Here is a 6883-nt window from a genome sequence, read left to right as displayed (position 1 = left end):
AGCTCGCCCTGGCGCTGCTCACAGAATACCCATACGCCGGAGAAATCGGCGAGGTTCGTATTATTGAAATCAGCCATTGTTCAGTATTCTCCTTCCGATTAAATGATGTGCTTCTTCTGAAGCTCAGCAACCAGCTCGTCGCAGGTAGCCTTGTCAGCGCCCTCAAGCATCTTGCCCTGACCCTTCTGGGGAGGAGTGAAGGACTTGAAGATGTTGGTGGGAGAACCCTTCAGACCAATGGTGGTGGGATCGATCAGCGGATCGTCCTTCAGGGTGTTGTAGTCATAAACTGCGATCGGCTTATCGTAGCAGCCCATGATGCCCTTGATGGACATGTAGCGGGGCTCGTTCAGCTCCTTGATGCAGGTCAGCAGGCACGGGGTCTGGGTCTCGATGGTCATGTAGCCATCCTCCAGAGCGCGCTTAACGGTAACGGTGGTGCCCTCGATCTTTACGTCAGCAGCGTAGGAGATCTGCGGGATGTCCAGCTTCTCAGCGATCTGAGAGCCAACCTGAGCGGTATCACCGTCGATAGCCTGACGGCCGCAGAATACTACGTCATCAGCGTCAACGCCATACTTCTTGATAGCAGCAGCCAGGATCTGGGAGGTTGCGAAGGTATCGGAACCGCCGAACTCACGAGCGGAAACCAGAATGCCCTCGTCAGCGCCCATAGCCATCAGCTCACGCAGCATGCCCTGTGCCGGGGGAGGACCCATGGTGATAACAACGACCTTGCAGCCGGTAGCGTCCTTCAGCTTCAGAGCAGCCTCAACCGCGTTCTTGTCGTCCGGGTTGATGATGGTAGCCATGGATGCGCGGTTCAGAGTGCCATCGGGATTAACAGCAACCTTACCGGAGGTATCCGGAACCTGCTTTACACAAACAATTGCCTTCATAGTTCAGTTTTCCTCCTATTCTTACTTACCGAGAACGTTACCGGAGATAACAACGCGCTGGATCTCGCTGGTGCCCTCGTAGATCTCGGTGATCTTGGCATCACGCATCATGCGCTCAACCGGGTAATCCTTGGTGTAGCCGTAGCCGCCGTGTACCTGAACTGCCTTGGTGGTGATCTTCATAGCAGCCTCGGAAGCGAACAGCTTAGCGGTTGCAGCGTCCAGAGTGAAGCGGCCGCCCTCAGACTTAGCAACAGCAGCCTTGTAGGTCAGCAGGCGAGCAGCCTCGATTGCAACGTGCATATCAGCAAAGAGGAACTGAGTGTTCTGGAACTTTGCGATCGGACGGCCGAACTGCTCACGGGTCTTAGCAAAGTTGATGGACTCTTCCATAGCGCCCTCTGCAATGCCCAGTGCCTGTGCAGCGATGCCGATACGGCCGCCGTCCAGGGTCTGCATAGCGATCTTGAAGCCCTTGCCTTCTGCGCCGAGGAGGTTCTCCTTCGGAACAATGCAGTCGGTGAATACGATCTCAGCCGTCGGGGAGCCGTGCAGGCCAAGCTTCTCCTCATGCTTGCCAACAGAGAAGCCCGGGAAGGAGCTCTCTACGATAAATGCAGAAATGCCCTTGGTGCCCTTGGACTTGTCGGTCATAGCGAATACTACGAATACGTCAGCAACGTAGCCGTTGGTGATGAAGATCTTGGAGCCGTTCAGTACGTAGTGGTCACCCTGCAGCTCAGCAACGCAGGTGCCCTTTGCAGCGTCAGAACCAGCGTCCGGCTCGGTCAGTGCGAAAGCGCCTACCTTGTGGCCTTCGGTCAGCATGCGGAGGTACTTCTCCTTCTGTGCGGGAGTACCGTTTGCAATGATCGGGCCGCAGCACAGACCATTGTGGGTAGCGAGGATATCGCCGGTGGAAGCGCACTGCTTGGACAGCTCTTCGATAGCGATAGCGGAGGAAAGATCGTCAGCGCCTGCGCCGCCGAACTCCTCGGGCACGATCATGCCCATAACGCCCAGATCGAACAGCTTCTCGATGTTCTCGCGGGGGTAAGTAGAGGTTTTGTCGGTTTCCGCAGCGATGGGCTTAACTTCGTTCTCGGTGAAGTCATGCATCATCTGGCGAACCAGTTCCTGTTCACGGGTCAGATGGAAATCCATGTTCAAGTCTCCTTCTTGTTTGGATATTTATTGCCAAAGCCGGTGAAAACCGGCATTCCGCCTGTTGCAGACTGCCATTTGGTGCGGCAGGGAACCGCTTGCCCGTGTCTAACCGATCAATAGGGTGGTTCGGTTTGGAGCGGGTTTTGCACACTTTTTTGTTAAGTTTTTGTTCCGTCTATCAATATACCACACCAGATAGCAAGCGTCAACTGTCAATATCAACGGAATAAAGCAATAAATTTGGTAAATTATAAGGGATTGTACAAGCGGAATATTCTCAAAACGCGGGGGATGGTGATAAATACCGAAAAAAACGATAGAAACTGGTAAAAATACACAAATACACAGAGCTCTCCGGCGGGAGAACTCTGCGGTGGTGAAGTGTTGGTGCAGTTCAGTCTTTGGCTTTACCGCGCAGTTCGGGTTCTTTGGCGAGGCAGTTGCCGTAGTTTTCAATCTTGTGGTTGAGCCGCTCGAGCGTCTGCTGCATGGTGGCAATGCGTTCCTCGAGCTGGTCGCGCTGCTCGAGGAGCAGGGCCTTGCGGGCGCCGATGGTGCTGTCGCCCTGCTGGAACAGGGCCACATATTCGATGAGCGCCTCGATCTGCAGACCGGCCGCACGCATACATTTAATAAACTCGATCCAGCTGCACGAGGTCTGGTCGTAATCGCGGATGCCGCTTTTGGTGCGCGGTACCGGCGGGATCAGGCCGATGCGCTCGTAATAGCGCAGTGTGTCCGGCGTGATGTCGAACTGTCTGCTCACTTCTGCGATGGTCATGGGAGTCACCTTCCTTTGGTGAGTTTAGTGTAGCACTTGGAGTGTACTCTAAGTCAAGGGTAAATTGAGAATGGAAAATGGAGGATTGAAAATGAACGTGGCGGTTGATGGATGCGATTCGGAGAGAAACGGCGGGGTGACCTCATCCCCGCCGTTTGTAAATTCATTTGCACTATCAAACCGCAGGGGAGTGCATTGTGCTCCCGCATCAATGTTAAATGGGTGTGGATATGCGGTTATGTAATTGCAGTGAGTTGAATTTGACCATCACGTTAATTTTCCATTCTCCATCCTCAATTTTCAATTACCACAACAAAAAAAGGAACCCTCTTTCGAGGATTCCTTTTCATGCAACTTTGGTTTGTTAAGTGGAGAAATTACTCCTCAACCTTAACGTATACGCCGCCGTTACGGCAGGACTCGGTAGCAGCCTTAGCCATGAGAACCGGACGCAGGCCGTCGATAGCGCCGACAACAGTCTGGGTATCGTTGTTGATTGCATCAACGAAGGAGATAACCTGGTTGATGAATGCCTGGTTGTAACGCTCGAGGAAGAACCACAGCGGCTTCTCGGAGTGAGCGCCATCCTTGGTCAGTACGGTGGTGGTGTTCAGCAGGTCGTTGGCATCGGAAGCCATGCCCTTAGAGCCGAACGCCTCAACGCGCTGGTCGTAGCCGTAAACTGCCTGACGGGAGTTGTTGATAACAGCGATGCAGCCGTTAGCCATCTTCATGGTAACAACAGCGGTGTCAACATCCGGAATACCGGACTCTTCCTGCAGGTTCGGGTTAACGAGGCAGGAACCAACAGCGGAGATCTCAACAGCCTCGGAACCGGTTACGTAGCGAACCATATCGAAGTCGTGGATCATCATATCGTAGAAGATACCGCCGGAAACTGCAACGTAGGAAGCCGGGGGCGGCTCCGGGTCACGGGAGGAAACGATAACGATATGCGGATCGCCGATCGTGCCGTCCTTAACTGCGTCTGCAACTGCCTTGTGGTTGTGGTCGAAGCGGCGGTTGAAGCCTACCTGGAACTTCACGCCCTTCTCCTCAACGAGTGCGAGCAGCTTCTTGATCTTGTCGATATCATAGTCGATCGGCTTCTCGCAGAATACGTGCTTGCCAGCCTGAACTGCTGCCATGGAAACATCGCAGTGCGTGTCAGTGGAGGAGCAAACGAATACTACGTCTACCTCAGGATTGTTGATAACGTCCATAAAGTCGGTGGATGCCAGCCACTCGCGTGCGCCGGACTTATCAAGCATCGGGTCAGCAGCAGCTACTACCTGAACGCCCGGTACGGAGTTGATCAGGTTGTTAATGTGCAGCTTGCCGATTCGGCCGCAGCCTACAACGCCAATTTTCAAAATGCCCATTGGAATTCTCTCCTTTTATATAAGGTGATTCTATTATAAACCACTTGTGGGTGTGCTTCAAGGGTGCAGCGTATTTTTCAGCGCACCGCCCAATTTTGGGGCTTCGGTTTGGTGAAAAATAGCAAAGCGGAGCGCAAAAAAAACGTGCAAAATATCCGTGCATTGTGCTAAAATAGAAAATGCACAGGAAAATGCAACACATTGCACGTTGGTGTCTAAAATGCGGTGAAACGCTTGTGCGCTTTACTGCACTATGATAAAATATGAACGTATTGTGGCAAAAATGTGTCTTTTAGGGATAAAAGAGGATACATGGATGCCTGAAAAGGAGAATATCTTATGAAGGTAACTGCACAGTGGATCGCAGAGCAGTGCGGCGTATCGCGTGGAACAGTGGACCGAGTTGTAAACGGCCGACCGAATGTAGCGCCGGAGGTGCGGGAGCGCGTGCAGAAAATAATCAGCGAATACGGCTACAAAACGCCGTCGCAGCGGCAGGCCACCCGTGCGGGACACGGCGCGTTCCGCATCGGCGTGATTCTGCCGAGCTGGGATGCGTTTTTCATCCGCCGGATGCGCGAGGGCATTCGCGTGGCTGTACACAACCGCGGATTAAATGATGTAAATGTGTTGGTGGAGGAGCTGAAAAACCGCTCGCACCGTGCGTATTTCGAGGCCATCGGACGCATGGAGGAGCGCGGCATTGATGGTCTCATTGTCACCGCGCCGGACACGGTAGCGATGAGTGAGGAGATCGACCGGCTGGTCGCAATCGGCATTCCGGTCGTTACCTGCGACTCGGATGTACGGCAGAGCCGCCGCCTGTATCATATCGGACAGAACATGGTCAAATCCGGCCGGATTGCCGCCGGACTGCTTGCACCGTACGTTGAGGGACAGGATGTGCTCGTCGTTACCGGCAACCGTGAATTCACGGCGCACGGACTGCGTGTGCGCGGCTTCCTTGACCGCCTGCACGAGATTTTTGATGATAACGTAAATGTCAACGTCATCGAGAGTGTCGAGCAGTACGAGCTGACCTACGACGGCGTACTGCAGCAGGTGCGGCAGAACCCGCGTCTGCGCGGTATTTATATGGCAAACGAGTCCGTGCGCGGCTGTATGGACGCGCTCGAGCGCGCAAAGCCCAATCGGCGCATTCACGTTGTCTGTCACGATCTGACGCCGCATGCGCGCCAGTATTTGGAGGACGGACGGCTGGATTTCATCGTCGATCAGGATTTTTCGGCGCAGACGACGCGGGCGATCGAAGTGCTGGCGCATACACTGCGTACCGGAGAGTCGCCGCGGCAGAGCATCGAATACATTCACACCAGCATTATCACACGGGAATTGTTGTGAGAAAGGAGCCTATATGAAAGCAAACTGGAAGCGCACACTGCTGTCTCTGGTGTTGTGCGCCGGATTTGTATGGCCTGCAGGTGCGGTAAGCACTGGGCAACCGGCAGCATCGCAGACCGGGATGAGCACCACGCAGAGCAAACCGGCGGCTTATACTGTCAAGAAAATGGGTTTGCTGGGCGTCAAGCGCACCGTAGAGAGCGACAATAACACGGTGAAAATGCTGAACAAAACGGCAGCTTCGCTGGACAGCAGTTCGTATATGTCGGGTTCGGCGTCCGGTGCGACCGGCGAGAGCGAGATGGAAATCTACGCTGCGCTGATTGAGAATATGAAAAAGGCCATGGATGGACTGGATACGACCAGTGATCTTTATAAGACCTATGCGGCACAGTTAAAGGTATTAGAGGATTACCAGACCAGCCTGAACCAGAACGCCGTCAGCGGCATGCAGCAGGCAATGGCCATGCTGTCTCAGTTGGATGACGCGGCGTACACGCTGCGCAAGCAGGCGAAAAATGTCTCCGGTCAGCTGGCACTTGGTGCACAGACCATGCTGATTACCATTAAAAATCTGGGCTACACCAAGGAAAACCTGCAGGTGACGCTCACACAGCTGGACCGCAATCTGGCAGTGCTGAAAACGCAGAGAAAACTCGGCATGATTGGTCAGCTGCAGCTTGACACGGTGCAGAATCAGCGCGACAAGCTGGCGCAGTCCATCGACACACTGGAGACCACCCGCGAAAACCTCGGTTCGAGCGTTGCGCTCATGTGTGGTCTGGACGCGAACACCATCGTGATGCCGGCCGACTTTGAAGCGCTGTACGCGGGCAATCTGGATAAGATGTCCTATAATAAGGATTTGGAGCTGGCACAGAAGAACAGCTTTCTCATCTGGCAGAAGCAGGACGCTGTGCGCAGCGCGTACAACGCGTATGACAAGAATATCAGCGGTACCGCCGAGGCGGTCAAGTCTGCTGAGGACGCACTGGCGGCGGCCAGGGAGTCGGTAGTGGCAGCCTTCGACAGCACCTACAAGACCGTCAAGGACTGCCGGACGACTCTGGCAGCCAAGCGAACCGCGCAGTCGCAGGCGGAGCTTGACCTGAAAACCGCGACCGTGAAGTACAGGAAGGGCATCATTTCCAAGCTGGCGTATCAGCAGGCGCAGGATGCCGTAACGACCGCAAAGCTGAATGTGGAAAGCGCGTATCTGTCGCTGTATACCGCATATAACCAGTACGAATGGGCCAAGGAAGGCGTACTTATCACCACCGCAGCCGCATAAG

Annotated in this window: 6 protein-coding genes; 2 read left to right on the top strand and 4 right to left on the bottom strand. The window is 54.2% G+C overall.

The features are described from left to right. Positions 1-98: 98 nt before the first annotated feature. From acrB to iolG, 4 genes are all read right to left on the bottom strand, one after another. On the bottom strand, positions 99-899 hold the full coding sequence (gene acrB / locus PGY33_RS12080) for an acryloyl-CoA reductase electron transfer subunit gamma (RefSeq protein WP_118362010.1): 801 nt from the start codon (positions 897-899) through the stop codon (positions 99-101). A gap of 21 nt (positions 900-920) precedes the next feature. Beyond that, the gene (locus tag PGY33_RS12075; protein WP_270386023.1) at positions 921-2063 is read right to left on the bottom strand and encodes an acyl-CoA dehydrogenase; all 1143 of its coding nucleotides are present in this window, start codon (positions 2061-2063) and stop codon (positions 921-923) included. Between the two features lie 397 nt (positions 2064-2460). Then, positions 2461-2847, bottom strand: coding sequence for a MerR family transcriptional regulator (locus PGY33_RS12070; RefSeq protein WP_117492801.1), 387 nt, complete (start codon positions 2845-2847; stop codon positions 2461-2463). Between the two features lie 377 nt (positions 2848-3224). Beyond that, positions 3225-4223, bottom strand: coding sequence for an inositol 2-dehydrogenase (gene iolG, locus PGY33_RS12065; RefSeq protein ID WP_270478841.1), 999 nt, complete (start codon positions 4221-4223; stop codon positions 3225-3227). A 345-nt stretch (positions 4224-4568) separates the two neighbouring features. On the opposite strand from iolG, the gene PGY33_RS12060 reads away from it, so the two are divergent. Both PGY33_RS12060 and PGY33_RS12055 read left to right on the top strand, forming a co-directional pair. Further along, the gene (locus PGY33_RS12060) at positions 4569-5591 is read left to right on the top strand and encodes a LacI family DNA-binding transcriptional regulator (protein ID WP_118481343.1); all 1023 of its coding nucleotides are present in this window, start codon (positions 4569-4571) and stop codon (positions 5589-5591) included. 13 nt (positions 5592-5604) lie between these two features. Further along, positions 5605-6882, top strand: a complete 1278-nt coding sequence (locus tag PGY33_RS12055) for a TolC family protein (RefSeq protein WP_158575297.1) — start codon at positions 5605-5607, stop codon at positions 6880-6882. Position 6883: the final 1 nt, after the last annotated feature.

This window comes from Butyricicoccus sp. AF18-9LB (assembly GCF_027684505.1).
GTDB classification, from domain to species: Bacteria; Bacillota; Clostridia; order Oscillospirales; family Butyricicoccaceae; genus Agathobaculum; species Agathobaculum butyriciproducens.
This window is presented reverse-complemented; position numbering and strand designations above follow the sequence as displayed.

Bases quoted from the DNA above. Each gene is read 5' to 3' on its own strand.
- PGY33_RS12060 (WP_118481343.1), top strand. From the start codon at position 4,569: ATGAAGGTAACTGCACAGTGGATCGCAGAGCAGTGCGGCGTATCGCGT.
- acrB (WP_118362010.1), bottom strand. From the start codon at position 899: ATGAAGGCAATTGTTTGTGTAAAGCAGGTTCCGGATACCTCCGGTAAG.
- PGY33_RS12055 (WP_158575297.1), top strand. From the start codon at position 5,605: ATGAAAGCAAACTGGAAGCGCACACTGCTGTCTCTGGTGTTGTGCGCC.
- PGY33_RS12070 (WP_117492801.1), bottom strand. From the start codon at position 2,847: ATGACCATCGCAGAAGTGAGCAGACAGTTCGACATCACGCCGGACACA.
- PGY33_RS12075 (WP_270386023.1), bottom strand. From the start codon at position 2,063: ATGGATTTCCATCTGACCCGTGAACAGGAACTGGTTCGCCAGATGATG.